The organism is Rhizobium sp. BK008 (assembly GCF_014197345.1).
Taxonomy (GTDB): Bacteria; Pseudomonadota; Alphaproteobacteria; order Rhizobiales; family Rhizobiaceae; genus Rhizobium; species Rhizobium anhuiense.
In genome coordinates, this window is sequence record NZ_JACIFK010000007.1 from 327557 (window position 1) to 352600 (window position 25044).

27 protein-coding genes are annotated in these 25044 nt (G+C 62.8%); 11 read left to right on the top strand and 16 right to left on the bottom strand.

Annotation, left to right across the window (positions count from 1 at the left end):
• Window positions 1-12: 12 nt before the first annotated feature.
• The 3 genes from FHT69_RS25740 to FHT69_RS25750 are packed head-to-tail and all read right to left on the bottom strand — an operon-like array spanning window position 13 to window position 3949.
• Window positions 13-1920: a glycosyltransferase family 2 protein gene (locus FHT69_RS25740; RefSeq protein WP_183906140.1), complete on the bottom strand. Its 1908-nt coding sequence runs from the start codon at window positions 1918-1920 to the stop codon at window positions 13-15.
• Window positions 1917-2903 (bottom strand): UDP-glucose 4-epimerase GalE, encoded by a 987-nt coding sequence (galE, locus tag FHT69_RS25745; RefSeq protein WP_047617040.1) that lies wholly within the window; start codon window positions 2901-2903, stop codon window positions 1917-1919. Before galE ends, FHT69_RS25740 begins: the two co-directional genes overlap by 4 nt.
• Window positions 2903-3949, bottom strand: a complete 1047-nt coding sequence (locus tag FHT69_RS25750; RefSeq protein WP_183906141.1) for a UDP-glucuronic acid decarboxylase family protein — start codon at window positions 3947-3949, stop codon at window positions 2903-2905. Before FHT69_RS25750 ends, galE begins: the two co-directional genes overlap by 1 nt.
• 353 nt (window positions 3950-4302) lie before the next feature.
• On the opposite strand from FHT69_RS25750, the gene FHT69_RS25755 reads away from it, so the two are divergent.
• Entirely contained in the window at window positions 4303-5451 is a 1149-nt protein-coding gene (locus tag FHT69_RS25755; protein WP_183903791.1) for a helix-turn-helix domain-containing protein, read from the top strand.
• Window positions 5452-5587: 136 nt separating this feature from the next.
• Here FHT69_RS25755 and FHT69_RS25760 read toward each other — a convergent pair whose 3' ends face one another.
• Window positions 5588-5866: a hypothetical protein gene (locus FHT69_RS25760; RefSeq protein WP_003556229.1), complete on the bottom strand. Its 279-nt coding sequence runs from the start codon at window positions 5864-5866 to the stop codon at window positions 5588-5590.
• Between the two features lie 420 nt (window positions 5867-6286).
• On the opposite strand from FHT69_RS25760, the gene FHT69_RS25765 reads away from it, so the two are divergent.
• Window positions 6287-6667 carry a VOC family protein gene (locus FHT69_RS25765; RefSeq protein ID WP_183906142.1) on the top strand — a complete coding sequence of 127 codons (381 nt, stop codon included), beginning with the start codon at window positions 6287-6289 and terminating at the stop codon, window positions 6665-6667.
• A 60-nt stretch (window positions 6668-6727) separates the two neighbouring features.
• Here the strand turns inward: FHT69_RS25765 and FHT69_RS25770 are convergent, their stop codons facing one another.
• Complete coding sequence (locus FHT69_RS25770; protein WP_047617034.1) at window positions 6728-8725, bottom strand: methyl-accepting chemotaxis protein; 1998 nt, start codon at window positions 8723-8725, stop codon at window positions 6728-6730.
• A 437-nt stretch (window positions 8726-9162) separates the two neighbouring features.
• Here FHT69_RS25770 and FHT69_RS25775 point away from each other — a divergent pair, with 437 nt between their 5' ends.
• The gene (locus FHT69_RS25775) at window positions 9163-10038 is read left to right on the top strand and encodes a transporter substrate-binding domain-containing protein (protein WP_047617030.1); all 876 of its coding nucleotides are present in this window, start codon (window positions 9163-9165) and stop codon (window positions 10036-10038) included.
• Between the two features lie 24 nt (window positions 10039-10062).
• Here the strand turns inward: FHT69_RS25775 and FHT69_RS25780 are convergent, their stop codons facing one another.
• The 5 genes from FHT69_RS25780 to FHT69_RS25800 form a co-directional block, all read right to left on the bottom strand.
• A complete protein-coding gene (locus FHT69_RS25780) occupies window positions 10063-10476 on the bottom strand; it encodes a tellurite resistance TerB family protein (protein ID WP_025570278.1) in 414 nt (137 codons plus the stop codon).
• Window positions 10477-10576: 100 nt separating this feature from the next.
• Window positions 10577-11284, bottom strand: a complete 708-nt coding sequence (locus tag FHT69_RS25785) for a thermonuclease family protein (protein ID WP_183903768.1) — start codon at window positions 11282-11284, stop codon at window positions 10577-10579.
• Between the two features lie 11 nt (window positions 11285-11295).
• Window positions 11296-11970, bottom strand: a complete 675-nt coding sequence (locus tag FHT69_RS25790) for a helix-turn-helix transcriptional regulator (RefSeq protein ID WP_183903769.1) — start codon at window positions 11968-11970, stop codon at window positions 11296-11298.
• Window positions 11971-12093: 123 nt separating this feature from the next.
• Window positions 12094-12741, bottom strand: a complete 648-nt coding sequence (locus FHT69_RS25795) for a response regulator (RefSeq protein WP_097544954.1) — start codon at window positions 12739-12741, stop codon at window positions 12094-12096.
• A gap of 92 nt (window positions 12742-12833) precedes the next feature.
• On the bottom strand, window positions 12834-13232 hold the full coding sequence (locus tag FHT69_RS25800) for a hypothetical protein (RefSeq protein ID WP_097544955.1): 399 nt from the start codon (window positions 13230-13232) through the stop codon (window positions 12834-12836).
• Window positions 13233-13409: 177 nt separating this feature from the next.
• Between FHT69_RS25800 and FHT69_RS25805 the strand changes: the two genes are divergently transcribed.
• A complete protein-coding gene (locus FHT69_RS25805; protein ID WP_183906143.1) occupies window positions 13410-13763 on the top strand; it encodes a DUF952 domain-containing protein in 354 nt (117 codons plus the stop codon).
• The gene (locus tag FHT69_RS25810) at window positions 13760-14848 is read left to right on the top strand and encodes a quinone-dependent dihydroorotate dehydrogenase (protein WP_183906144.1); all 1089 of its coding nucleotides are present in this window, start codon (window positions 13760-13762) and stop codon (window positions 14846-14848) included. Before FHT69_RS25805 ends, FHT69_RS25810 begins: the two co-directional genes overlap by 4 nt.
• Here FHT69_RS25810 and FHT69_RS25815 read toward each other — a convergent pair.
• The 3 genes from FHT69_RS25815 to FHT69_RS25825 form a co-directional block, all read right to left on the bottom strand.
• The gene (locus tag FHT69_RS25815; protein WP_025570289.1) at window positions 14824-16170 is read right to left on the bottom strand and encodes an MATE family efflux transporter; all 1347 of its coding nucleotides are present in this window, start codon (window positions 16168-16170) and stop codon (window positions 14824-14826) included. The two genes, FHT69_RS25810 and FHT69_RS25815, sit on opposite strands and share 25 nt — an antisense overlap.
• 87 nt (window positions 16171-16257) lie before the next feature.
• Complete coding sequence (locus FHT69_RS25820; protein ID WP_047617023.1) at window positions 16258-16755, bottom strand: CAP domain-containing protein; 498 nt, start codon at window positions 16753-16755, stop codon at window positions 16258-16260.
• A gap of 1 nt (window position 16756) precedes the next feature.
• Window positions 16757-17023: a DUF6460 domain-containing protein gene (locus FHT69_RS25825; RefSeq protein ID WP_183906145.1), complete on the bottom strand. Its 267-nt coding sequence runs from the start codon at window positions 17021-17023 to the stop codon at window positions 16757-16759.
• Between the two features lie 140 nt (window positions 17024-17163).
• On the opposite strand from FHT69_RS25825, the gene FHT69_RS25830 reads away from it, so the two are divergent.
• The 3 genes from FHT69_RS25830 (at window position 17164) to FHT69_RS25840 (ending at window position 19208) form a co-directional block, all read left to right on the top strand.
• Window positions 17164-18096, top strand: coding sequence for a class I SAM-dependent DNA methyltransferase (locus FHT69_RS25830; protein ID WP_183903771.1), 933 nt, complete (start codon window positions 17164-17166; stop codon window positions 18094-18096).
• Between the two features lie 211 nt (window positions 18097-18307).
• Window positions 18308-18943 (top strand): YitT family protein, encoded by a 636-nt coding sequence (locus tag FHT69_RS25835; protein ID WP_183906146.1) that lies wholly within the window; start codon window positions 18308-18310, stop codon window positions 18941-18943.
• A gap of 97 nt (window positions 18944-19040) precedes the next feature.
• Entirely contained in the window at window positions 19041-19208 is a 168-nt protein-coding gene (locus FHT69_RS25840) for a hypothetical protein (protein ID WP_155295742.1), read from the top strand.
• A gap of 67 nt (window positions 19209-19275) precedes the next feature.
• Here FHT69_RS25840 and FHT69_RS25845 read toward each other — a convergent pair whose 3' ends face one another.
• Window positions 19276-19737 (bottom strand): carboxymuconolactone decarboxylase family protein, encoded by a 462-nt coding sequence (locus FHT69_RS25845; RefSeq protein WP_025570298.1) that lies wholly within the window; start codon window positions 19735-19737, stop codon window positions 19276-19278.
• Window positions 19738-19760: 23 nt separating this feature from the next.
• A complete protein-coding gene (locus tag FHT69_RS25850) occupies window positions 19761-20261 on the bottom strand; it encodes an RrF2 family transcriptional regulator (RefSeq protein WP_025570300.1) in 501 nt (166 codons plus the stop codon).
• Window positions 20262-20394: 133 nt separating this feature from the next.
• On the opposite strand from FHT69_RS25850, the gene FHT69_RS25855 reads away from it, so the two are divergent.
• From FHT69_RS25855 to pdeM, 3 genes are read left to right on the top strand one after another with little or no spacing between them, the layout of a single operon-like run.
• On the top strand, window positions 20395-21027 hold the full coding sequence (locus FHT69_RS25855) for a YitT family protein (RefSeq protein WP_025570301.1): 633 nt from the start codon (window positions 20395-20397) through the stop codon (window positions 21025-21027).
• A gap of 47 nt (window positions 21028-21074) precedes the next feature.
• Window positions 21075-23585 (top strand): ligase-associated DNA damage response DEXH box helicase, encoded by a 2511-nt coding sequence (locus FHT69_RS25860; protein ID WP_097544959.1) that lies wholly within the window; start codon window positions 21075-21077, stop codon window positions 23583-23585.
• A gap of 43 nt (window positions 23586-23628) precedes the next feature.
• Window positions 23629-24354, top strand: coding sequence for a ligase-associated DNA damage response endonuclease PdeM (gene pdeM, locus FHT69_RS25865; RefSeq protein ID WP_029875848.1), 726 nt, complete (start codon window positions 23629-23631; stop codon window positions 24352-24354).
• Window positions 24355-24398: 44 nt separating this feature from the next.
• Here the strand turns inward: pdeM and FHT69_RS25870 are convergent, their stop codons facing one another.
• Window positions 24399-24980 carry a transglycosylase SLT domain-containing protein gene (locus tag FHT69_RS25870; RefSeq protein ID WP_025570306.1) on the bottom strand — a complete coding sequence of 194 codons (582 nt, stop codon included), beginning with the start codon at window positions 24978-24980 and terminating at the stop codon, window positions 24399-24401.
• Window positions 24981-25044: the final 64 nt, after the last annotated feature.

Below are 25044 nucleotides of genomic sequence, written 5' to 3' on the forward strand. Positions count from 1 at the left end.
ATTTTGGATGGGCTATGCATTGTGTAGTTCCTCCACGCTCGGCCGCACGTCCGGGTGAGCGGCATCGGTTCTCAGTTGGATCTCCTCCGGATCGGAAATCCATCGTGGTTTGAAAAAGATCGTGCGCAGCGCGGTCCCGCCCCGGCCTGCACCGGAGACGGCATAGCGCTCTTCGAACAGCTGAAGGCGGCCGCTGCCCCAGGCGAGTGCCTCGGTCGCATCCTTTCCGCGCATGATGGTGGCAACCCCCGGCAGCGCGACGAGCGCAACAAGCGCGGTCGCCATCGCCGGACGGTAGAAACGCGGGGCCGCCGCAACCGTATTTTCCTTCGAATGGCGCCCGACGATGACCAACAGCAGCGCGCAGTAGATTGCCGCGTTCAGGACGGTGAAGAAGTAACCCCCCTTGGAGGCGCCGGCATCGTCGATTGCCAGGGCGGGCAATACCGCCATGAGCGCCAGCAAAGCGTAGGGCGCCAGGACACGCACCGGCAGCAGATCGACTTCGGACCGCCCTTTCGGCGTGACGCGGAAATCGACGAAGGAGCCTGTCACAAAATCGTGCACCGCAGCCAGCGTGCCGGCGAGCGCCCAGGGCCAGCGCGCGAAGAGAAAGAGCATGCATTCCCAGCTCAGGATCTTGGCGTCGTAGGGGCGGAACGAGTTGCTGGCGCGCCAGCGATAAGCCATCACCACCAGAGCGATGGAAAGCGGTGCGAAATGCGCCAGGAAATCGGGGTAGGTCACCGTCACGAAGTTCTGGCCGCGCACGAGCGCGATGATCGGCAGCGCAAACATGAGCAACATGAAGAACGCAAAAAGCGGATACCAGAGTTGCGAAAAGAGGAACTGGAACTGGAGCCGCCGCGGCAGCCGGCCGACCAGGCTCGGCGAGTACCGCAACAGCACCATGACCAGGCTGCGCGACCACTGGAATTCCTGCGTCACGAGATCGCTGAAGGTTCTGGGGCCGTCACCATGGGCGATGGCATCCAGCGCATGCACACCCCGCCAGCCGCCGGCATTCATCATCAATGTCGTCGAATGGTCTTCAGCCAACTCCGGACCGAGGCCGCCGATCTGTTTGAGGGCGACGGTACGCACCGCGTAGTGCGAGCCTATGCACAGCGGCGCCAGGCCGCCATTGTAACCGGCTTGGAGCGAGCCATGCATGCTGGCCTCGGCATAGAGCCTTCCACGTGCCGACCAGCTTTCGGAAGCGTTCTTGTCGCAAATGCTGGGGGCCGAGACATAGCCGACTTTTGGATCGGCGAACGGACGCAGCATGTGGAAGAGATAGTCGGGCGCGGGAACATGATCCGCATCGAGTTGCGCCACGAAATCGTAGCGGTTGTAGCCGCATTGGTCGTAGAAGAAGGCGAGGTTGCCCTCCTTGCACCGCGTGCGTCGGGGCCACGACGTCCGATGATAATCGGATCGCCCCTTGCGGGTCGAGACGAAGACCCCGTGCCTGGAGCACCAGTCGAGAGTCTCGGGGGAAGGGTCTTCGTCGGCAAGCCAGGTGTCGTGTTCCACCTCCTGGGCAAGCATTGCCAGCAGGGTTTCACTGACGACCGAGAAGGGTTCCGCCGGCGCCTTGGTCACGACCATGGCCACGCGACTGCCCGCCGGCAGGCGCAAGGGGCCGTTCGGTCTTGCCGCCCGATAGAAAACGACGATGAAATAGGCCGGCAGAGCGGTCACCCAGGCAAGAACGAGGCTCACCGTAATTGTCCCGAAAGCATCGACGTGATGGCGCGGCTCCAGCCACCAGATCCAGAAATAGGCGAAGGCGCAGAGCCATACGGCCGCCGAGAACAGATATTCGGCCCGCCGATGTCCGGTCAGAACCGGGACAAGAAGCGGCTCGTGGGAGAGTTCCGGAGCATGCGTCGCTTGGGTAATCGCAAGTTCGGTCACGCGCGCGCCTCCAGTCCGAAGAACGGAGCCGCTGTCCGCACGATGGTTTGGAGGTCGGAATAACGAGGCTGGAAGCGGAGCGTCTCGCGGGCCAGGCTGGCGTCGGCGTAGAGGCTGGGTGGATCGCCCGGCCGGCGCGGATGGATGACGACCGGGACTGCGCATCCGGTCGTTTCCTGGATCACGCGCAGGACTTCCCTGATGGAAAAACCCCGCCCGGTGCCGAGGTTGACAGCGAGGTTTGCTCCGCCTTTGGCGAGATGGGTGAAGGCCTGAACATGGGCGCGCGCGAGATCTGCGACGTGAATATAGTCCCTTATGCAGGTCCCATCGGGAGTATCGTAATCATCGCCGAATATCTCCAGATGCGGAATCCGGCCGGCCGCGGCCAGCAGCGCCCGCGGAATGAGATGAGTTTCCGGAACGTGCCATTCGCCAAGATCGCCGTCCGGATCGGCGCCACAGGCATTGAAGTAACGCAGGGCAACATACCGCAGGCCGTAGGCCGCCGCATAATCGGCGAGCATATGCTCGCCGATAAGCTTGGTCTTGCCGTAGGGATTGATCGGAGCCTTCGGCAACGTCTCATCGATCGGCAGCACCGAGGGGACGCCGTAGACGGCGCAACTCGATGAGAAGATGACGTTCCGAAGCCCGGTCTGCCGGCAGGCATCGATAAGCGACAACGCACCGCCGACATTGTTGTTGTAATATTTCGCTGGGTTTTGCACGGACTCGCCCACGTAGGCCGAGGCGGCAAAGTGGATGACGGCATCGGGAGCATATTTCTCGATGACCTCGATCAGGCATGACGAGTCGAGGACGTCACCTTCGACGAAAGGGCCCCAGCGCACGGAGGAACGGTTTCCGGTCGTGAGATTGTCGTAGACGACAGGCTCAATCCCCTCCGAGCGGAGGAGCTTGGCGGTGTGGCTGCCGATATAGCCGGCACCGCCCGTGACAAGGACCCGGGGCGCATCCATCAGACCGCCTCCAGTTCGCGTGCCGGACGGGTGAGAAGGCCATCGAAATAGTCGATCGTCTGACGCAGGCCGCTCGACAGCTCGATCTTCGGCCGCCAGTCGAGTTCCTGCATGGCAAGCGAAATATCGGGGCGACGTTGACGCGGATCGTCAACCGGCAGAGCGCGATGGATGATTTGCGACCGCGAGCCGGTCAATCCGATCACCTGCTCGGCCAGCTCCCGGATCGTGAATTCGCCCGGATTGCCGAGATTGACAGGCCCCGTCAGCGACGACGGTGAGGCCATCATGCGGACCATGCCGCCGATGAGATCATCGACGAAACAGAACGAGCGGGTCTGCGAACCGTCGCCATAGATCGTGATGTCTTGCCCCGTCAGGGCCTGAACGATGAAATTCGAGACGACGCGGCCGTCGTCCGGACGCATCCGCGGGCCGTAGGTGTTGAAGATGCGGATGATCTTGATCTCGACGCCGTGCGTGTTGTGGAAGTCGAAGAACAGCGTCTCGGCGCACCGCTTGCCCTCGTCATAGCAGGAGCGCGGCCCGAACGAATTGACGTTGCCCCAGTAGCTTTCGACCTGCGGGTGGACGTTCGGGTCGCCGTAGACTTCGGAGGTGGATGCCTGAAGGATGCGTGCGCCGGTGCGCGCGGCCAGTTCCAGAAGGTTGAGGGAGCCCAGCACGCAGGTCTTTGTCGTATGGACCGGATCGGCCTGATAATGCGGCGGCGATGCCGGGCAGGCGAGGTTATAGATCTCGTCGACTTCCAGGTCGAGCGGGTGGACGATATCGTGGGCAATGACGTTGAAGCGATCGACCCCCTTCAGATGGGCGATATTGCGCCGCATGCCGGTGGAAAAGTTGTCGAGGCAGATCACCTGGTGTCCGGCGGCCAAAAGCGTCTCGCACAGATGGGATCCGAGGAAACCTGCACCACCGGTGACAAGAATTCTCTTGGGAGTACGAGATGTTCCGCATGGATCATTTGCATCACGAGCCGAAGTTAGAACAGAGCGCGCACGAATCTTACCAAGATAGTTCACGACCACCTCCCGTGTTTCAGATTTTGCTGTGAAATCTTCGATTTTTACTTCGACATACCGCGACATTAAGTCGTTCGATCATGCGAATATTTTATTCATCCGGTTTTTCTTCTGGAGAGAACCGATGTTTATTTAGATACAGCTAAGGGAGGCAATTGTCGTTATCCTCGCGTCCTGGAAATTATCGCTCCGTACATTTCAGAGCGAAAAGGAATATGGTAAACAACTTATGGAGGATACTTTTCGAGCGCTTCCGCTTTTTCAGACGTAGTTCTGCGGAGATTTCAGCCGCAAAAACAATTGCTTTTCTCAGTTTCCATGGCTCGGGTCGGGTTATGCGCTGGAGGAATTGGATGGCTACAGGGTCTGAAACCGACGATGATGCTGCCGCCGAACAGGAACGGCCGGCGCATATGGAGCGGCGGCGCTGGCCGCGTGAACCGGCCATGCGCAAGGAACGCCCACTCCATGCCTCCCCTGCACTCGTGCCGCTGCGATTCTCGACGCAGGACCTGCCGCCGGCAGAACAATTCGAGGCCTGGCGGGCACATATGGCGCCGCTCGTGGATGTTCATCTGCCGGAGGGAAAATCACCGGAAGACGGGTTCCTCGCGGAGCAGATCGGCTGGCATCTCGGCGATATCCTCGTCGTCCAGCAGCGTGCGCATGCCCACAGATATATCCGCGATCAGGCCATGCTTCGATCGAGCCCCATCGACCATTGGAACGTCGGCCTGCAGCGCAGCGGCCAAGCCTGGACCGAGGTCAACCGTCGTGTCACCGAGACCGGTGCTGGCGAGATTTTTTTCATGTCTCTCGGCAGCCCCTATCGCGGACGGATGACCGATACCGAAGCTTTGCTCGTGTTCCTGCCGTATGAGTTGCTGGCTCGCGATGCGGGCCTTCTCCAGAGCGCCGGCAACACGGTTTTTTCGGGCAGCCACGCCGAGTTGCTCACGGGCTATCTCACGGGCCTCGAAACGAACCTCGGCAATCTGACGATAGAGGAAGTGCCCCGGATCATCCAAACTATCGGCGATATGGTCGTTGCGGGCGCCGCATCGTCCACAAGGACTGATACCGGTCAAAACCAGGCCAACATGGGACTGATGGAGCGGGCGCACCGCTACATTCACGTCAATCTCCATTCGGAAAACTTGACACCGGACATGATGTGCCGCGCGCTGGGGATATCGCGTACGCGGCTTTACCAGCTGTTTGAGGCGAACGGAGGCGTGCTCAATTATATTCGCAAGCGGCGATTGCTGCAGGCCTATGCGGATCTCAGCAATCCGGCCGACCACAGGCCGATTTCAGAAATCGCGGAAGCCGCCGGTTTCGAGGTCGCCGCCAATTTTACGCGCGCCTTCATCCACGAATTCAAGCTGAGCCCGCGTGAAATCCGAAGGACGGTGGCAACCCAACAGCGGCCGGCTCCGGCCATCCGCTCCACGCGGCGTTACGGAAAAACGATCGGTGATTGGCTGGCCCTGACGGGTTGATCCGGCTCGGACTGAAATCCAGACTCGAAGTCCGTCAAGCGGCGGTCGGCGCGCTTGCCGAAGACACCCCGGACTTGATCCAGACCCATGGCCTCTAAACCGTCTGGGCGATGTATCTAGACCACGCCGACCAAGCCTAATCCCCGAAAAAGCGGATCGGCTTATATTGCCGGTGCGCGATGATCAGGCTCCGGTCGGGCTGGATGATGTAGGTTTCCTCCACCTGCCGGCCGTACTGGTCGATGAAATCATGCGGAAAGGCGGAACCAACCGGCGATTTGGTGAGTTTGGTGCGCGGCTGGCCGCTATAGGTGATGCTTCCGGGGATGGGTTCGAGGCCCGGTCCGCTGTAGCTGACCGTGTTGCATCCCGCCAGAACGAGCGTGCCAACAAGGCCGATGATTGCAGGTTTCATGTCCATCCCTCCCAATGCCGTGAATAGTGTCACTCTACCCCTTGCCGGAGAGAGTTCCCGACACGAATGCCCATGCCGCTCTTCAATCCTTTGGGAAGCACCCCGGGGGACGTCGTGATCGAGCGGCCGGACGCGACGTCCACCTATGGATAATAGGGTGAGAATCCCGTTCCTCCAGACGCGCCGACCCATCCATTGCTGAAACCGGTGCTGTCTGCTAGATCGGCATCGTCGAAAAAGGCAGGATCGGTTGAGGTAAGCCCGGTCCCTTCCGTTGGCGCGTTAAACGCTCTGGGGAAGCTCTGCTCCGTGCCATGGCACGAGAACCCGCGACGTGATCCGCATCAAGATGCGGGATCCCGGCGGCGTGCGGAGACGGCAAAAAGGCAGTCCCGGGATTTTTTTCGAACGGAGACTGTCATGCGCTTGAACCATCTCGATTTCCACGTTCCCGATGTCGCTGCCACGGCGGATTTCTTCATCCGCCATTTCGGTCTGAAGCTTAAGGATATGCGCGGTCAGAACGGCCTGGCGATCCTGGAAGACGATACCGGCCTCGAAATCGTCCTCAGCCACGCAATCGCAAAATTCGGCACCGCCGATCAGGTGGAAATGGGGCGCCAGACCTATCACATCGGCTTCATTCTGCCCGAGAGGGCGGCTGTCGATGCGGTCCATACCGGGCTTGCGGCTGCCGGTGCTGATCTGTCCGGCCCGCCGGCCGCCATGCGCGGCGGCTGGCTGTTTTACTGCACGGCGCCCGGAAACATCCTCGTCGAGATCGGCTGGCGGCCGGCTTAGACGATACCTAAAAGGAAAGGGCGGCCGCAGCCGCCCTTGCCAATGCCTGTTTTGGCCGGCTCAGAATTCCGTCCAGTCGGCATCTGGGCTTGACGATGGTGTGCTGCTGCCGGCGCCGAAGGCGTTGGCGATTTTCTGGCCGAGCGCGCGGGCCGGCGAGGCGGCCGGACGGGCCGTGCCTTCTTTGGCGACGCGGATCGGGGCTGCCCTGACTGCCGGGCGCGGGGCCACGCGCGGTGCTGCGGCCGGGATCGGCGCGCTGGCGGTGAAGCCGCCTGTGCCGGTCAGCCTGAACTGGCCGAGCAGGTTGTTCAGCGCCGCCGCTTCGGTGGCGAGGCTGTGGCTGGCGGCGGTGGATTCCTCGACCATCGCCGCATTCTGCTGGGTGCCCTGATCCATGGTGTTGACGGCGGTGTTGATCTCCTGCAGCCCGATCGATTGTTCGCGGGAGGCTTCGGCGATCGCGTGGACATGCTGGTTGATTTCCTGCACTTCGGCAACGATCGCATCGAGCGCCTTGCCGGTCTCGCCGACCAGCGAGACGCCGGTCTGCACATGTGTGCCGGAATTAGTGATCAGCCCCTTGATCTCCTTGGCGGCATTTGCCGAGCGCTGGGCGAGTTCGCGCACTTCCTGGGCGACGACGGCAAAGCCCTTGCCTGCTTCGCCGGCGCGCGCCGCTTCGACGCCCGCGTTCAGGGCCAGCAGGTTGGTCTGGAAGGCGATGTCATCGATGACGCCGATGATGTTGGAGATTTCACCCGAGGATTTCTCGATCTGCTGCATGGCGGAAACGGCCTTGCGGACGACCTCGCCGGATTTCTCGGCGCCGAGGCGGGTGCGGGCGACGAGCTGGCTCGCCTCCTCGGCACGCTTGGCGGCGTCGCGCACCGTCGTGGTGATCTCTTCGAGCGCCGCTGCCGTCTCTTCGACCGAGGCCGACTGCTGTTCCGTCCGGTGGGAAAGCTCGTCGGCGGACGAGCGGATCTCGTTGGCGCCGGCGCTGATCGCCCGGGCATTGGCGCCAACCGTATGCATGGTTTCGTTGAGCTTCTCGACCGAATTGTTGAAATCCTCACGCAGCGCATCGAGATGCGCGACGAAGGGCTCGTCGATATGCGAGGCGAGATCGCCAGCGGCAAGACGGCGCAGGCCGTCGCCGAGTGCGGCAACGGCGCGTTCGAGTTCGGATGCTTCGCGGGCCTTCTGCGCCTCGCGTTCGCGCCGCTCGCTATCGCTGACATTACGGTCGGTTTCGGCGCGCGCCTCGATCTCCGCCCGTTCGATCGCGTTGTCGCGGAAGATCGAGACGGCCTTCGCCATCTGGCCGACTTCGTCGCGGCGGTCGAGGCCGCTGACTTCGCTTGTCGTATCGCCTTCGGCAAGCCGCGTCATGCGCTGGCGCAGCTGCGTCATCGGGCCGGCGATGCCCATCTGGGCGACGACCACGCTGACGCCGACGGCAATGAGAACGGCGATGCCGATGAGCACGAGGCAGAGGACGATCCGCCCGTTGACGGAAGCCGAGAGCGCATCGCCGCCATCATTGAGCATCGCCATCATCGCATCATTGTTGGCGATCATTTTCGGCGTCAGGGCATCGAGCTTGGCATTGATCAGGGCAACATTCGAAAGCGCGCCAGCGCTGTCCTTGGCCTTGCTCTGTTCGATGATCTTGTTTGCCAGGATTTCGATTTCGTCGATGCCGGCTTGGATCTCATCGATCGCCGCTTTGCGGCTGGGCACCAGCGCCAGCGCCTGCTTCATCCGGTCACGCGCCTGCGGCAGCTTGCTCGGCGTGGCGAGCGCCGTCTGGAATGCCGGCGTATCGGGCTTCATGTCCGCAATCAGGGTTACCTGCAGCACCGAGGCCACCGCCGATGCGCTGGCGCGCGCGCTCAGCATCGAGGCCTGCGCTTCATGATCGATGAAGGCGCTGTAGGCGGCGTCCGCACGGCGGAACTCGGAGATGACGTAGATCAGCCCGGCCATCGTGATCAGCCCGAGCAGCGCCACGACCGAGATGATTTTTGTGCGGATTTTCAGATGCTTCAGCATGGAAATGTCACCCGATTGACGGGGCGTGTCGCGCGCCCGGTGCTTTTGAAATCAATTGCTGCAGAAAGGACTGCTTCAATATTGCGGTTCAAGGATAGGTTTGGACTGACGCGTGCATCATGCGATCGGCTGGCGGGGTCCGATGTCGTCGCAACAAATAAAAGGCGATATTCTTTAATTCCGCGCTAACACGGCGGCGCGGATGCCCGCAATTTTTAGGGGCAAGAGCTGCGCGCCATGGCACCCAGGATCAAGCCTCGGAACCGGCATGCAACAGGGCCTCATTCTGAGGTGCTCCGCCGGCCTCGAAGGGCGAGGCGGGTGTGCCGACGCGACTGTCATTCTGCTCCCCCACTCCCACACATATTCCCCGCCACGCATGACTCTGATACATCTCGCCGCAACGCTTCCCACTGAGCCCCGAGATCAAGATCACGATGACGCAATCCAAGCTGGCATCCCTGACTCTGAAGGTTTTCTTCGCGTTCGGCCTGTTCTTGCCAGCGCTCTTTTCGAGCCTTGCCGCATCCGCCCAGCAGGCGTCGCCCTCGCTGCCGCTGCTTTTCGATGCGCGCGAACGTCTTGCGAGACCCGATCTCTCCTCGCTGGTGCGCCTGCGCTTCCTGACGTCGGTCGATTTCCCGCCCTTCAATTTCACCGATCAGAACGGCAAGCTGTCCGGCTTCAATGTCGACCTCGCCCGCGAAATCTGCAGCGAGCTGGAGATCTCGGACAAGTGCCAGATCCAGGCGATCCCCTTCGCCGACCTCAAGGATGCGCTTGCCGCCTCGCAGGGCGATGCCGTCATTGCCGGCCTTGCCGTGACGCCGGAGCTGCGCCGGCAATTCGTCTTCTCCCGACCCTATCTGATGCTGCCGGCGCGCTTCGTGCGCAATCTCGCCGTGCCGCTCGACGGCAAGACGGCTGCCGCCCTTTCCAGCCATCCGGTCGGTGTCGTCCGGGGGACGGTGCATGAGGCGATGCTGGCCGCCTTCTTCCCGGCGATCAAGGCGCAAGCCTTCGACACCAAGGACGCCCTGCTGGCGGCACTCAAGGACCGCAAGGTCGATGCCGCTTTCGCCGATGCGCTGCAGCTTTCCTTCTGGGTCTCTTCGCCGGCTTCGGCCAAATGCTGCGCGCTTTTCGACGGTCCCTATCTCTCCGAACATTTCCTCGGCGAGGGCATGACGATCATGCTGCGGCAGAAGGATGGCGTGCTGACGGCGGCCATCGACCACGCGCTCGCCACGCTGTCGCGCAACGGCCGTCTTCAGGAAATCTATCTGCGGTATTTCCCCTACGGGCTCTATTGACGCCGCGGTCCGAACTGCGCGCGCTCAGCCCTTGCGGAAGCGCGCAATCGCGCTGCGCTCGATCGCCGCGCAGGTGAGCTTGTCGAGACCGAGCCGGTCGCGCAGCAGGCTGAGCAGCCGCAATTCTTCCGCCTTGACCGAAAGGTCGGCGGAGGCCACTTCGACGGCCAGCGCATAGGCCGTGTCGTAAAGCTTTACCGGCAGGGTGTCGCGCACGGTTTCGAGCACGACGTCGAGGCCTTCCGGCCCGGCCAGCAGCGCGGCGCAGTCGCGCGCCACCGAAATCAGCTTGTCGTCGTCGAAATCCCTGAAAACCGGCAGGAACCCGATCAACTGGCCGATCCTTGTCATCTCCCTGTCGTTCATCGTGCTGTCGACGGCGGATGCCATCACCATCACGTAGATCAGCGCATCATGGGCGGAAAGCGGCTTGTTCATCTCTGATTCCTTTTTCGATCTGCCCAGATTAGGAATTGGTTGCCGTCATTACAAGAGATCGGCCATATCCGCGGCTGTTCGCGCTTGTCATGGCGGCCGGTCATTTGCGGCGCGGATCGGCGCCATAGACGCCTTTTCCCGCCTGCTTGGCCGTCTCGGCGATCCCCGCAAGCGGCGACCCCGCCGCCGCTTCCGCCCAGCCATTTTCGGCAAGCCATGAGCCGAGATCCTGGGTGCCGAGCCGGCAGGCGGCCGTCACCGTTTCCTTCCATTCCGCTGTCTCGAGATCGCAAGTGACGCTGCGGTTGCGCAGCAGCTGACGCAGCGCCGTCTTCGCCATCATGCCGCAGGGCCATTGCCGGCCCGCCGGCCCGCATATTCTGTCGGCCGGCGTCGGCACGATGCCGGTAAGCTGAAGTTTCCGCTCGCCAAAGGAAAGCATGCCGGCATTTTCGACCATCGGCCGCGCCAGCTCCATCGGTTTTTTCGCGGCCGGGCCGGCCGCCTGCCCGGCCGTCGTCTCCGCTTTTTGCGCTATATTGGCGGGTTTGGGTGCGACATCGCCGCCTGGATCCGGAGCGGGCGGAACCGCCGGTTCCGCTGACCGGGCGATCATTTCGGCTTGATCGTCCGAAATCGCAGCGGCTTTGCCGGCTGCGGGGGCAGCCTCCGCCGCGGTTGCCGTTTCCTCTGCGGACGTCGTCTCTTCCCCGACTGCGCCGCCGCGGAGTCTTGCTTCGCCCGCCATCAGCAGGCCGGCCACCACCACCATCCCTGTGAGACCTGTGAAGATGGCGGCAGGGCGCATGGAATATCTTCCTATTGGCTGGCCCAGATGATGCGGGCGATCCAATCGACGTCGGAAAGCTCGAGGGTGCGGTTGGGATGTTCGGGATTGAGTGACATCAGTTCGATCGACCGCGGGCTCTGCCGCAGCAGCACCTTGGCCATCACCTCGCCCTCGTTTGTGCGCACGACGACGCGGTCGTTGCGGCGCACCTGGGCGCCCGGCTCGACGATCAGCACGTCGCCGTCGCGGTAAAGGGGCATCATGCTCTCGCCCTGCACCTCCAGCGCATAGACGCCCGCCTTCTGTGCCGGGGCTGCCGGAAATTCCACCACGTCCCAGCCCTGGCCGGCCGGAAAACCGCCGTCGTCGAAGAAGCCGCCGGCGCCGGCCTGCGCGAAGCCGAGCAGTGGAATGGAGCTGCCTTGCTGCGGAAACGCGCCGTCAGACTGTCCGGCCGGATGTCTCGGCCCGCCGTCCGGTCGCATGAAGGCAAGAAACTCCTCCATGCTCGCCCCTGTCGCGTCGAGCACCTTGGCGATCGATTCCGTCGAAGGCCAGCGCAAGCGCCCGTCGGCGGAAAGCCGTTTCGACTTGTTGAACGAGGTCGGGTCGAGCCCGGCGCGGCGCGCAAGACCGGATGGCGTCAGCTCGCGCCGTTCGGCAAGCCTGTCGATCGCTTCCCAAATCTGGTCGTGTGACAGCATATGCGCCCGATCCCTGCGCGGCTGATTCAGCGGCGCGCTTCAACCGGGCGGAATGTTAACCGACCGGCCGGCCCGAGTAAAGATCAGGAGGAATAAAATCCTGTCACATCAGGCGTGCCACGTTCAGGCAACCATCGCCATATTGATCTTGCCGAGCTGAATCACGGCCTGCGTCCGGCTGTCGACATCGAGTTTCAGCAGGATCGCCGAGACATGCGCCTTGATCGTCGCCTCGGAGACGCCGAGTTCATAGGCGATCTGCTTGTTCAGCAGCCCTTCGCCGAGCATGGTCAGCACCCGGCTCTGCTGCGGCGTCAGCGTATGCAGGCGGTGGATCAGGTCGGCGACATCGGGATCCTGCTCCTGCCCGTCACGGTAGCTTTCCGGCGTGGCGATGTCGCCGGCAAGCACCGTCTGGATGCTGCGGCGGATATCGTCGATGCCGGAGGATTTCGAAATGAAGCCGGAAGCCCCGAGCTCCAGCGCCCGGCGGATCGTCGTCGCATCGTCGGTGGCCGAGACGATGACGATCGGCAGGCTGGCGAATTCCGAGCGCAATGCCATCAGCCCGGAAAAGCCGCTGACGCCGGGCATGGCGAGGTCGAGCAGCATCAGGTCGGCATCCGCATGGGCGCCGGCGGCCCGGCGTGCGGCCGCGAAATCGCCGGCCTCGACGATCGCCTGCCGGCCTTCCATGCCGATCACCGCCTGGCGCAGTGCGTCGCGGAAAAGCGGATGATCGTCGGCAATGATGATGGTCTGTTCCTGCATCGAAAACTCCCTCCCAAGAGCCCGATCATGCCCGCATGCGACGCCGTCCCTCCGCGTTGCATGCTGGCTTGCTGGTATATGACTATATCAGATCAGGTCTTCTGCGGAAGGGGATTGGTGTTTTCCTCAGCCTGGAACTCCTTCACCATCCCCATGAAACTCTTCATCATCCGCTCCATGATGCTGATCGAACGCTCGACCTCGGCGTCGCTCGGCAGCGCGCGCTGGGCGACATTGCCCTGTTCGAGCGCCGTCACCCGCTTTGCCAGCCGGTCGAGTTCGTCCTCATAGGCCGCCCGCTCGTCGGCCGCCATCCGGCAGACGAGGGCGCCGTCCTTGTCCTGGCAAATCGACATGGCGCCGGTCTGCCGATCGAGCCGGACAAAATGATCGCCACTCTTCTCCAGCTGGAAGCGGCCGGCATCGGTTTCAGCCGCCGAGGCCGCCAACGGCAGGAGAAAAACGCCAAGTGTCAGAACCAAAGCCTTCATCGTCTCATCCTCCGGATTTTGCTACTGGAGCATGATGCCGAAAAGTGTGCGCGGTTTTCGGACGACATCATGCTCTAATTCTGTTCCAGCGGTCCCGTTTTTCGCGCCGGGGCGTGGACATCGCCGCCTCTTTCCGGCAAAGCCTCGTGACCAAGGACCAGCAGTCGCGAGGCCATGATGACCCTGACACCGACCCTTTACAAGATCGTGACGGACACGCTCTGGCAGCAAGCCAGACAAACCGGCACTTTTCATGGCGCCGGCATCGATCTCACGGATGGCTTCATCCATTTCTCGACGGCAGCCCAGGTGAAGCAGACCGCCGCCCTGCATTTCGCCGGCCAGTCCGGCCTGCTGTTGATTGCGGTCGATGGCAGCGGCTTCGGTGACAAGCTGGTCTTCGAGCCTTCGCGCGGCGGCGATCTCTTCCCGCATCTCTTCGCCGATCTGCCGCTGGCGGCCGTGCTCTGGGAGGCGCCGCTGCCGCTCGACGAAGCCGGCGCCCATATTTTCCCGGAGCTTAGGCCATGATCGATCCTTTCAAGCGTCTCGCCCGAAAGGGTCTCTTCCTGTTCGATCCGGAAACGGCACACGGCATGTCGATCGCCGCGCTGAAATCCGGCCTCGTGCCCGCCTGCCAGCTCAAGCCCGATCCGCGCCTGCGCCAGACCGTCGCCGGCCTTACCTTCGACAACCCGCTCGGAATGGCCGCGGGTTACGACAAGAATGCCGAGGTGCCGGAGGCGCTGCTGAAGCTCGGCTTCGGCTTTACCGAGATCGGTACGGTGACGCCGAAGCAGCAATCCGGCAATCCGCGGCCGCGCATCTTCCGCCTGGTGGAGGATGAAGGCGTCATCAACCGTCTCGGTTTCAACAATGAAGGCCATGATGCCGCCTTCGGGCGCCTCGCCGCGCTAACGGGCGGTGGCATGATCGGCGTCAATATCGGCGCCAACAAGGACAGCGAGGATCGCGTCGCCGATTATGTCGCCGGCATCCGCCGCTTCTATTCCGTCGCCCGCTATTTCACCGCCAACATCTCCTCGCCGAACACGCCCGGCCTGCGCGACCTGCAGGGGCGCGAAAGCCTGGCGGTGCTGCTGTCATCCGTGCTTGCGGCACGCGACGAGATGGCGGCGACAACAGGCCGGAAGATCCCGGTCTTTCTGAAGATCGCCCCCGATCTGACCGAGGAAGGCATGGACGATATCGCCGCCGAAGCACTCTCGCATGCGCTGGATGGTCTGATCGTCTCCAACACCACGCTGTCGCGCGACGGGCTCAAGGATCAGCGCCAGGCGAAGGAGGCGGGCGGCCTTTCCGGCGTGCCGCTGTTCGAAAAGTCGACGGCGGTGCTCGCCAGGATGCGCAAGCGCGTCGGCCCTGATCTGCCGATCATCGGCGTCGGCGGCGTCTCCTCGGCCGAAACCGCGCTGGAAAAGATCAGGGCCGGCGCCGATCTCGTCCAGCTCTATTCCTGCATGGTCTATGAAGGCCCGGGCCTCGCCGGCGATATCGTCCGCGGCCTGTCGAAACTCCTGGACCGCGAAAAGGCCGGCTCGATTCGCGACCTGCGCGATACCAGGCTGGATTATTGGGCGGCGCGGAAGGTCTGATCGGCGCGCCGCTTGACCAGCATCGCCAGGAAGACGCCGCGGAAGAGCAGGAAGGCGTTCATCGCCAGCCACAGGCCATGATTGCCGAAGAGCGGCACGAAGACCGCCAGCATCAGCAGATAGCCGGCAAAGGACATCAGCATCCGGTTGCGCATCTCGGCCGACCATGTCGCGCCGATGAAGACCCCGTCCATCAGGAAGGCGAGCGCGCCGGTCAGCCCCGTCACCGCCGCCCAGGGCAGATAGGTTTCGGCCGCCTGCCGGACCTCGGGTGAAGTCGTCAGCACCGAGATCAGCCAGGGTCCGGCGAGGAAGAAGAAGGCGGAGCCGATCGCCGCCAGCCCGAAGGACCACAAGATCGTCAGCCTCAGCCCGCGGTCGAAGGCCGGCCGGTAACGCGCGCCGATCGCCCGGCCGATAATCTGTTCGGCGGCATTGGCAAGCCCGTCGAGATAGTAGCCTGACAGCAGGAAGAAATTCATCACCACGGCGTTGGCGGCAAGCGTCACCGCGCCGAAGCTGGTGCCGATCCGCGTCATGATGGTGAAGGCGCCGATCAACACGAAGGTGCGGATCAGGATGTCGCGGTTGAGCGCGAAAAGCTCGGCCAGCCGATGCCGCGAAACGATCTCCGCCCATGCCGGCCGCTCTGCCTTGTTGAAGCCGCGCAGCACGATGACAAGCCCGGCAAGCGCGCCGACGGTTTCGCCCGCCATCGTTCCCCAGGCGACCCCCGCCACGCCCCAATCGAGGGTCAGGCCGAGATAGATGGAAAGCAGGATGTTGATGCCGTTGATGATCGCCTGCAGCAGCAGTCCGATATTGCCCTGTCCGCGTCCGAGCACGAAGCCGAGGATGGCGTAATTCGCCAGAGCCGCCGGTGCCGCCAGCATGCGGATGGAGAAATAGGTGCTGGTCGCTTCGGCGATCGCCCCCTCCGCGCCCATCAGCGTCAAGCCCGCCGCCATCAGCAGTGGCGAAAGACAGAGCAGCGCCAGCCCGCAGCCGAGCGCCGAGATCATCGCCCTGGAGAAAACCGCCTGCTGCTCGTGCTGATCCCGGCGGCCATAGGCCTGCGCCGTCAGCCCTGTGGTCGAAGCGCGCAGGAAGTTGAAGCTGCCGAGGATCAGATCGAAGAGCATCGCGCCGATCGCCAGCCCCGCCAGCGCCTCCGCATTGCCCATGCGGCCGACCACGGCGGTGTTGGTCAGCCCGAGCAGCGGCGTCGTCATGAAGCCGAGCGTCATCGGAAGGGCGATCGACAGCACCAGCCGGTGGGTCACGTCGAAAGCGAGCCTGTTGTCGTCGATCCTGCTATCCATGCCTGCCTCGCCGCGACAGCGCCGCGCGTCCTGGTGAGAGGCGCTAGGGACGCTGTAACATTCTGAATTGCTGCAGGCGGAATCGCCTCAGCTGGAAAGCACCATGGCCCAATAGGGCAGGTTCCGGGAAGAGGGATTATGGGCGACGGCGACACCGAGGCCGTCATAACGCCCAAGCATGTTTTCCAGATGATGCGGCGAGTTGATCCAGGCCGTCACCACGGCATCGACGCTCTGCTGGCCGGAGGCGATATTCTCTGCCGCCGGCAGCCGGACACCACTGGCTTTCACACGTGCGCCAAAACTGTCGGTCATGCCCATGAGGTGCGCCATCTTGCCGGCGCTCGCCATGCGCTTCGCCTGGAAGAGAGCAGCCGTACTCGCTGCCGGGTCGACGGCCAGCGGCGGCAGGCCGTTTTTGGCCCTGAGCTGGTTGACGAGCGGCAGCACCCGCGCCGTCTCGTCCTCGCCGTCGGACGGCGTCCCGGCGATCCGCGGGGTCGTGGTGCAGCCGGCGATGCCGGCGGCGAGCGCAAGTCCGGAAAGGCGCAGCAGCCCGCGCCGGGAAAGATCGATGGATGTCATGTTACCGGCGGTAGCTGAAAAGACGAAGGATGACGAAGAGCGGGATGACGATCGTCGCGCCGAGGATCAGATAGTCGCCGACGCGCCCGAGTGCCGAAAAGCCCCGGTGCCAGATTTCCAGGATGAAGTCGCGCACGCCGTCGATGATGCTCCACGGCGTCAGGCCGAAGACGGTCATGACGAAACCGACGATCAGCGACACCACGATAAGCTTTATCACTGTGCGGCCGATTGAATCGCCGAGGAACCTGTTCGCCTGATCGGACATAAGCCATCTCCTGTTTGCCCTTGGAATAAGGTCGCGGCCTTCAGCCCGCAAGCCCTTTCCGGAATTGGCCGCTTCGCCTCTGAAATAGGACTTGAGTTTTTTTGTGGCCGCCGCCAAATGCGGGCCAACCAATAGGTCCGTTGATGCACCACCAGCTTTCCTCCGGCGATGTCATCGCCGACCGCCGCGCCGACTATGCCAGGATGCTCGAAGAAGGCGGTGAGCCGGACGCGGCGGCCGAACTGATGGAACAGGCGCTCGAACTCGTGCCGGCCTGGGCCGCCGGCTGGTATCGCCTCGCCACCTATCTGGAAAAGGCGGGCAGGGCGGATGCCGCGATCGAGGCCTACCGCAGGACGCTTGCCTTCGATCCCGACGATATTTTCGGCGCAACCCTGAAGCTCGCCCTTCTCGGCGACGTAGCCACGCCCGACCGGCCGCCAAGCCGCTATGTCGAGCGCCTTTTCGACGACTATGCCGATCGTTTCGAATCAGCCCTTGTTGAAAAACTCGACTACAGCGTCCCGCAGAAGCTCGCAGCGCTGATCGCCTCCACCGGCAGGCGTTACGAACGCGCCGTCGATCTCGGCTGCGGCACCGGCCTGCTCGGCCCGGAGATCCGTGGCCGTGTCGACCGCCTGGAAGGCTTCGACCTCTCGCAGAACATGCTGGTGAAGGCGGCCGAGAAACAGGTGTATGACAGTCTCGCCCAGGCCGACCTCTCGCTCGCACCCGATCTCTCCGGTCTCTTTGCCGATGCCGCCCGCCATCGCGCCGATCTGGTGACGGCGGCCGATGTGCTGATGTATCTCGGCAATCTCGAAAGCGTCTTTGCCATCATCGGAGAACTCGCGGCATCAGGCGCCGATATCGCCTTTTCCGTCGAGGATGCGGGAGACGGCGAGGGCTTCCATCTCGCTCCGTCGCTGCGTTACGCCCATTCGGAAAGCTATGTCAGGGCGCTTCTTGCCCGTCACGGCTTGCAAATCCTTGCGACCGTCAAGTCGGTCATTCGCAAAGATGGCGGAAAACCGCTATCCGGCATTCTGTTCCTTACGCGCAAACCAGCGTGAGCGAACATTTCTTGCGATTTTTTAATAGGTCAGCATTGCTTACCTATTCTGCTTGATCAAAAGACCGAAAAACCCGATACTGCGCTGCATCATCAGAGATGCCCGGCAATTATCGCCGAGGCGCTCCGGCTTCTTTCATTATGCAAAATTCCGTCGCGCCCGGGTCTCCCCAGCGCGTTTTTTAACATCGTCTTCCGTGGAGATTGGCGACATGACACAGCTCATCAATGCTCTTGGCGTCTGGAACACGAGCGCGACGCGCCACACCCCGATCGAGGATGTGCAGGGCATATTCTCCGGCAGCCTGGTTGCCGCGCTCGGCCTCTACGTGCTTGCCAGCGCCGGCCTTCTCACCGGCAGCACCGCCGGTGTGGCCTTCCTTCTGCACTATGCCTTCGACGTCAATTTCGGCCTCGCCTTCTTCCTGCTCAACCTGCCGTTCTTCTATCTCTCGTGGAAGCGCCTCGGCATGGCCTTCACCGTCAAGACCTTCGTCGCCATCGGCCTGACCTCGGTGATTGCCGATGTGCAGTCGCGCTTCTTTTCGATTTCGAGCATTCATCCGGCCTGGGCCGCCCTGCTCGGCGGCCTGCTGCTCGGCTTCGGCCTGCTGGCGCTTTATCGCCACCGCGCCAGTCTCGGCGGCGTCGGCATTCTCGGCATCTATCTGCAGGAGCGTTTCGGCATCCGCGCCGGCCTCGTCCAGCTCGCCATCGACATGTGCGTGCTCGCCGCCGCCTTCTTCGTCACCACCCCGCCGGTCGTCTTCTATTCGGTGCTCGGCGCCGTCGTCCTCAACCTCTTCGTCGCCATCAATCACCGCGCCGATCGCTACATCGCGCTGTAACCTTACAAAACGGTAAGCCATTCTAAACAAATCGTAACTTGCCTCAGATCGGCCCCGGCGCGACACTCCTCCCGCGCCGGATTTGATGAGGTGAACTATGTCAGATTTGGAAAAGCTTGTGAGACGCCGTATGCAGGAAGAATACGCCAAGGGCACTTCCGCAGAGGAAATTGCGAAAGTCGTCCGAGACCTGTTCAACAGCATCGACCTCTCGGACAATCGGTTTGACGCCGTTGCCGTACGGGCCACCCGGGATCACGAGTGACCCGATATTCGACCGACCCGAGTTTTCGGGTCGGTTGCCAGAGGATGTTTCCCCTCCAGCAAATATCTCAGGCAGCCTTCGTTGCCGCATCAATCGGATGCTGCGAGCGGAAGCCGACGGCAAGCCGGTTCCAGATGTTGATCGCGCCGATCGCCACCGTAATCTCAGTCATCTCCTTCTCGGAGAAATGCGCCTTCAGCGTCTCGTAGTCGGCATCCGGGGCGCCTGTTTTGGCGATGTTGGTCACGGAATCCACCCAGCCGAGCAGCGCCCGTTCACGGGCGTCATAGACCGGCGATTCCCGCCAGACGCACATCAGATTGATCCATTGTTCGGAGAGCCCGTCATGGCGGGCTTCCTTCACATGCATGTCGACGCAATAGGCGCAGCCGTTGATCTGCGAGGCGCGCAGCTTGATCAGGTGGATGAAGCGGCGCTGCAGCCCGGAGGACTGGACATATTGCTCGAGTGCGGCGACCGCCTTGTAGGCATCGGGAGCGGCTTTGGCGAAGTTGAAACGTGGTTGCATGGTCTTTCTCCTGTGTGAGTGGCTCAGCGAGCCGTCTTGCGTTCATGGATTTCGAGGAAAGCGCAGCCTCTGGCTGCGATCGATCCGTCGTCGAGGGCATTCAGTTCGATGCCGAGATCGGCAATGCTGGTCTTGGCAAGTTCGGCCCGATAGACCCGTTCGGCTCTGAGCATCGCCGCACTGATGGTGCAGGGTTGGGCAAAGAACCGATCGGAGACCGGGTTCGGTCCGCGCTGGCGGATTTCGGCGCAGCGGAAGGCCGGCGCCGGTCCTTCGACGGCAAGCAGGATGTCGAGCAGCGAAATCTCGCTTGCCGCCTTTGCCAGCCTGTATCCGCCTTTCGGCCCCGGCACGGTATCGAGGATGCCAGCGCCCGACAGCGCCTGCAGATGCTTCAACAGATAACTCGTCGAGACGCCGTGGAATTCCGCCAACGCAGCCGCCGAAAGCACGCCGCCTTCGGAGAGTCCGGAAAGCATCGCCACGCTGTGAATGGCCTGCTCGACCCCGTCGCTCATCTTCATGCAGGATGTCTCCTCAATTCGTGGATAAAAAATATCCACGATTATATCGGATGTCAAGAGGCGCGCTTGCTGCTTGCCACTTGCCTTTATCCTGACCCCGGATAGAAGACGGAAAAGCCGACAGGGGAACAACATGGCATCCAACGCTTTCGCAGGCCTTCTGAATTCCAGCGCCGATCGTCATTCGCTCTTCGACGACGCCCAGGGCATCGTCGCCGGCAGCATGCTTGCCGTGCTCGGCGTAACGCTTCTCTCCGGCGCCGGGCTGCTTGCGGGCGGCACGGCGGGCATGGCCTTCCTCGCCCATTATGCGACCGGCTTCAGCTTCGGGCTCTGCTTCTTTGTCGTGAACCTGCCCTTCTATTATCTTGCCTTCCGCCGTTTGGGTCTCGCCTTCACCATCAAGACCTTTGCCGCCATCGCGCTGACCTCGGTCCTGTCCGAATTCGTCTCGGGCTTCATCACCATTGCCCATGTCGATCCGATAGCCGGCGCGCTGTTCGGCGGCCTCGTCATCGGCGCCGGCATGCTGGCGCTCTTCCGCCACCGCGCCAGCCTCGGCGGCATCGGCATTCTCGCTCTCTATCTCCAGGATCGCTTCGGCTGGCGCGCCGGCTTCGTCCAGCTCGGCTTCGACGGCATCATCCTGGCGCTTTCCTTCTTCGTCGCCACCCCCTTCATCATCGCCTGCTCCGTGCTTGGTGCGATCGTTCTCAACCTCACGATTGCCATCAACCACCGCAAGGACCGCTATATCGCCATGTGAAGGCCTGCGGCTCTTCTTTTTCCCAGGCATTTCACTAGTTTCCAGGCGTGGACCAGATCGATTCCGAAGCCCGTGCCCTGCTGCCTGCCGCCTTTACCCGCTGGTTTGCGGAAAAGGGCTGGCGGCCGCGCGCCCATCAGCTGGAATTGCTCGCGCGCGCCGAGGCCGGTGAAAGCACGCTGCTGATTGCGCCGACCGGCGCCGGCAAGACGCTCGCCGGTTTTCTGCCCTCGCTCACCGATCTCACCCGCCGCGGCAAGATCCCGCCCGGCTCCGCCTTCACCGGCATCCACACGCTCTATGTCTCGCCGCTGAAGGCGCTCGCCATCGATATCGAGCGCAACCTGATGAAGCCGGTCGCGGAGATGGGCCTGCCGGTCACGATAGAAAACCGCACCGGCGACACGCCGAACGCCAAGCGCCAGCGCCAGAAACTCAACCCGCCGGATATTCTGCTGACCACGCCGGAACAGGTCGCCCTGCTGCTGGCCAACCGCGAGGCCGAACGCTTCTTCAAGGACCTGAAATATATCGTCCTCGACGAGTTGCATTCGCTCGTTACCTCCAAGCGCGGCCATATGCTCTCGCTCGGCCTGGCTCGTCTCCGCCGCCTTGCCCCCGACCTGAAGACCATCGGCCTCTCGGCCACCGTCGCCGAGCCCATGGACCTGCAGAAATGGCTGGTCGGCCAGGAGGAGGGCAGGGAGCATCATGCCGGCCTCGTCGTCGTCGAAGGCGGCGCCAAGCCCGATATCGCGATCCTGTCGACCGAGGAGCGCATTCCCTGGGCCGGCCATTCCGCCCGGTATGCCATTCCCGACGTCTACAACAAGCTCCTCGAACACAAGACGACGCTGCTTTTCGTCAACACCCGCAGCCAGGCCGAAATGCTGTTTCAGGCGCTCTGGACGATCAACGACGACAACCTGCCGATCGCGCTCCATCACGGTTCGCTCGATGTCGGCCAGCGCCGCAAGGTCGAGGCGGCGATGGCCGAAAACCGGCTGCGCGCCGTCGTTGCCACCTCCACCCTCGATCTCGGCATTGACTGGGGCGATGTCGATCTGGTCATCCATGTCGGCGCACCGAAGGGCGCCTCGCGTCTTGCCCAGCGCATCGGCCGCGCCAATCACCGTATGGACGAGCCCTCGAAGGCGATCCTGGTGCCGGCCAACCGGTTCGAGGTCATGGAGTGCCAGGCTGCCCTCGACGCCAATTATATCGGCGCCCAGGACACCCCGCCCGTCGGCCGCGGCGCGCTCGACGTGCTCGCCCAGCACGTGCTCGGCATGGCCTGCGCCGAACCCTTCGACATGCTGGAACTCTACGACGAGGTCACCAGCGCCTCGCCCTATGCCGATCTCAGCTGGGAGACCTTCGAGCGCATCGTCGATTTCGTCGCGACCGGCGGTTATGCGCTCCGGACCTACGAGCGTTATGCCCGCATCCGCAAGACCAAGGAGGGCCGCTGGCGCGTCTCCAATCCTGCGGTCGCCCAGCAATACCGCCTCAACCTCGGCACCATCGTCGAAAGCCCGATGCTGAATATCCGCATGGTCAAGCGCGGCGAGGGCGGCAGGATCGGCCGTGGCGGCGCCACGCTGGGCAAGGTCGAGGAATATTTCCTCGAGCAGATGTCGCCGGGCGATACGTTCGTCTTCTCCGGCAAGGTGCTGCGATTCGAGGGCATCCGTGAAAACGAGTGCCTGGCGTCGCAGGCCTTTTCGCTCGATCCGAAGATCCCCTCCTACAATGGCGGCAAGTTTCCGCTGTCGACCTATCTCGCCGAGCAGGTGCGGGCGATGATCGCCGATCCCGACCGATGGCAGCGCCTGCCGGATCAGGTGCGCGACTGGCTGTCCTTACAGAACGACAAGTCGATGCTGCCGAAGCGCGACGAGTTCCTGATCGAAACCTTCCCGCGCGGCAGCCGCGGCTACATGGTCGCCTATCCCTTCGAAGGCCGTCTCGCCCACCAGACGCTCGGCATGCTGCTCACCCGCCGGCTGGAGCGGGCCGGCGCCAAGCCGCTCGGCTTCGTCGCCACCGATTATTCGCTGGCCATCTGGGGGCTCGAGGATATGGGACTGATGATCGGCAATGGCCGGCTCAGCCTCTCCGACCTCTTCGACGAGGATATGCTCGGCGACGATCTCGAAGCCTGGCTCGACGAATCCTTCCTGCTGAAACGCACTTTCCGCAATTGCGCCGTGATTGCGGGCTTGATCGAGCGTCGCCACCCGGGCAAGGAAAAGAGCGGCCGCCAGATCACCGTCTCCGCCGATCTGATCTATGACGTGCTGCGCAGCCACGAGCCGGATCACATCCTCTTGCAGGCGACGCGGCAGGATGCGGCGACGGGACTTTTGGATATTGGCCGTCTTGGCGATATGCTGAGGCGAATCAGGGGCCACATCACCCACCGCGCCCTCGACCATATTTCCCCGCTCGCCGTGCCGGTGATGCTGGAAATCGGACGCGAGGCGGTGCCGGGCGAGGCCCATGATGTGCTGCTCGCCGAAGCGGCGGACGATCTGATCGCCGAAGCGCTTGCTTGACGAGGCTTGGGCCTGACGACGGTATTTGGGAATAACAGAAGTGATGAACCGCCTGGCGCTGGCGCGCGACATATCGGGATTGGCCACGGTGCCGGGCGTCGAGACGTCGGTCCATGGCATTGCCGCCGTCTGCGATCCGCTCGGTGCTCTCTATCTGCCGGATGCCGGCCTGCTCGTCGTCTCCGACCTGCATCTGGAAAAAGGTGCGGCCTTTGCCCGCCGCGGCATGATGCTGCCGCCTTATGATACGCTGGCGACGCTGACCGTCCTTGCCGCCGTCATCTCGCGTTACGATCCGAAGCTCGTCGTCTCGCTCGGCGATAATTTCCACGACCGTATCGGCTCAAAGCATCTGCCGGAGAATTTCCGGGCGCTGATCGTCGAAATGGCGCGCGGCCGCGAATGGATCTGGATCAACGGCAACCATGATCCGGACGGTATCGTCGATCTGCCGGGCGCTTCCACCGACGAGATGCATTATGCCGGCCTGACCTTCCGCCACGAGCCGAGGAACGGCTTGCAGAAGGGCGAAATATCGGGCCACCTGCACCCGTCGGCCACGGTCCGCCGCCGCGACAAATCCGTCCGCCGCCCCTGCTTTGCCACCGACGGCGCCCGCCTCCTCATGCCGGCCTTCGGCGTCATGAGCGGCGGCCTCGACCTCGGCCATCAGGCGATGCACGGTCTTTTCGACAGGGGATCGCTGATCGCCCATCTGCTCGGCAGGGACCGGATCTACTCGGTGCGGTATGGGAATTTGCGGGGATAGCGCTACGACCCGATGTGCCGCGTACCCCTCTGCACACCCTTAAATCAATCACACTCCCGCAGCTGCTGCTGATACGTCCCCGCCATCCGCGCGAACCTCTGCGCCGTCTGCTGTAATTGCCCGTTCGAGCGCCAGTCGCCGCGCTTATATCCGGTCGGACCGGAATAATAGGCGAGATAGAGATTATAGGCATCGTTCAGCGGAATGCCGGTCTCCACGCTGTTCTGGTAGTGATACCAGCCGATGAAATCGATCGCGTCGGAAAAGTTTGTCCGGCGCGCGGCCCAGTTCCCCGTCTGCGACTGATAGTGATCCCAGGTCCCGTCCAACGCCTGCGAATAACCGTAGGCCGTCGACGGCCGGGTCCAGGGAATGAAGCCGAACAGCTTGGTGCGCGGCGGCCGCGCATAGGGTTGGAAGCCGGATTCGGTATACATCGTCGCCATCAGGATCGGCACCGGCACGCCGTATTTCTTCTCCGTCCGCTCGGCGGCACGCTGCCAGCTGGTGAAGAGCCCGTCGCGCTCGTCGAAGACGGCGCAGATGTTCCGCGTCTGTTTGGGCGCCGTCGCGCAGCCGGCAAGCAGCGCCAGCCCGACGGCTGTCAGAACGATACGAGTACGCATAACAAAACCTCTCGTTTCCGAGAGATTACTAACTCGTAAATGTTAAAGACCGGTTTTTAGTCGA

Bases quoted from the DNA above. Each gene is read 5' to 3' on its own strand.
- galE (WP_047617040.1), bottom strand. From the start codon at position 2,903: ATGGATGCGCCCCGGGTCCTTGTCACGGGCGGTGCCGGCTATATCGGC.
- FHT69_RS25755 (WP_183903791.1), top strand. From the start codon at position 4,303: ATGGCTACAGGGTCTGAAACCGACGATGATGCTGCCGCCGAACAGGAA.
- FHT69_RS25760 (WP_003556229.1), bottom strand. From the start codon at position 5,866: ATGAAACCTGCAATCATCGGCCTTGTTGGCACGCTCGTTCTGGCGGGA.
- FHT69_RS25765 (WP_183906142.1), top strand. From the start codon at position 6,287: ATGCGCTTGAACCATCTCGATTTCCACGTTCCCGATGTCGCTGCCACG.
- FHT69_RS25770 (WP_047617034.1), bottom strand. From the start codon at position 8,725: ATGCTGAAGCATCTGAAAATCCGCACAAAAATCATCTCGGTCGTGGCG.
- FHT69_RS25775 (WP_047617030.1), top strand. From the start codon at position 9,163: ATGACGCAATCCAAGCTGGCATCCCTGACTCTGAAGGTTTTCTTCGCG.
- FHT69_RS25780 (WP_025570278.1), bottom strand. From the start codon at position 10,476: ATGAACAAGCCGCTTTCCGCCCATGATGCGCTGATCTACGTGATGGTG.
- FHT69_RS25785 (WP_183903768.1), bottom strand. From the start codon at position 11,284: ATGCGCCCTGCCGCCATCTTCACAGGTCTCACAGGGATGGTGGTGGTG.
- FHT69_RS25790 (WP_183903769.1), bottom strand. From the start codon at position 11,970: ATGCTGTCACACGACCAGATTTGGGAAGCGATCGACAGGCTTGCCGAA.
- FHT69_RS25795 (WP_097544954.1), bottom strand. From the start codon at position 12,741: ATGCAGGAACAGACCATCATCATTGCCGACGATCATCCGCTTTTCCGC.
- FHT69_RS25800 (WP_097544955.1), bottom strand. From the start codon at position 13,232: ATGAAGGCTTTGGTTCTGACACTTGGCGTTTTTCTCCTGCCGTTGGCG.
- FHT69_RS25805 (WP_183906143.1), top strand. From the start codon at position 13,410: ATGACCCTGACACCGACCCTTTACAAGATCGTGACGGACACGCTCTGG.
- FHT69_RS25810 (WP_183906144.1), top strand. From the start codon at position 13,760: ATGATCGATCCTTTCAAGCGTCTCGCCCGAAAGGGTCTCTTCCTGTTC.
- FHT69_RS25815 (WP_025570289.1), bottom strand. From the start codon at position 16,170: ATGGATAGCAGGATCGACGACAACAGGCTCGCTTTCGACGTGACCCAC.
- FHT69_RS25820 (WP_047617023.1), bottom strand. From the start codon at position 16,755: ATGACATCCATCGATCTTTCCCGGCGCGGGCTGCTGCGCCTTTCCGGA.
- FHT69_RS25825 (WP_183906145.1), bottom strand. From the start codon at position 17,023: ATGTCCGATCAGGCGAACAGGTTCCTCGGCGATTCAATCGGCCGCACA.
- FHT69_RS25835 (WP_183906146.1), top strand. From the start codon at position 18,308: ATGACACAGCTCATCAATGCTCTTGGCGTCTGGAACACGAGCGCGACG.
- FHT69_RS25840 (WP_155295742.1), top strand. From the start codon at position 19,041: ATGTCAGATTTGGAAAAGCTTGTGAGACGCCGTATGCAGGAAGAATAC.
- FHT69_RS25845 (WP_025570298.1), bottom strand. From the start codon at position 19,737: ATGCAACCACGTTTCAACTTCGCCAAAGCCGCTCCCGATGCCTACAAG.
- FHT69_RS25850 (WP_025570300.1), bottom strand. From the start codon at position 20,261: ATGAAGATGAGCGACGGGGTCGAGCAGGCCATTCACAGCGTGGCGATG.
- FHT69_RS25855 (WP_025570301.1), top strand. From the start codon at position 20,395: ATGGCATCCAACGCTTTCGCAGGCCTTCTGAATTCCAGCGCCGATCGT.
- pdeM (WP_029875848.1), top strand. From the start codon at position 23,629: ATGAACCGCCTGGCGCTGGCGCGCGACATATCGGGATTGGCCACGGTG.
- FHT69_RS25870 (WP_025570306.1), bottom strand. From the start codon at position 24,980: ATGCGTACTCGTATCGTTCTGACAGCCGTCGGGCTGGCGCTGCTTGCC.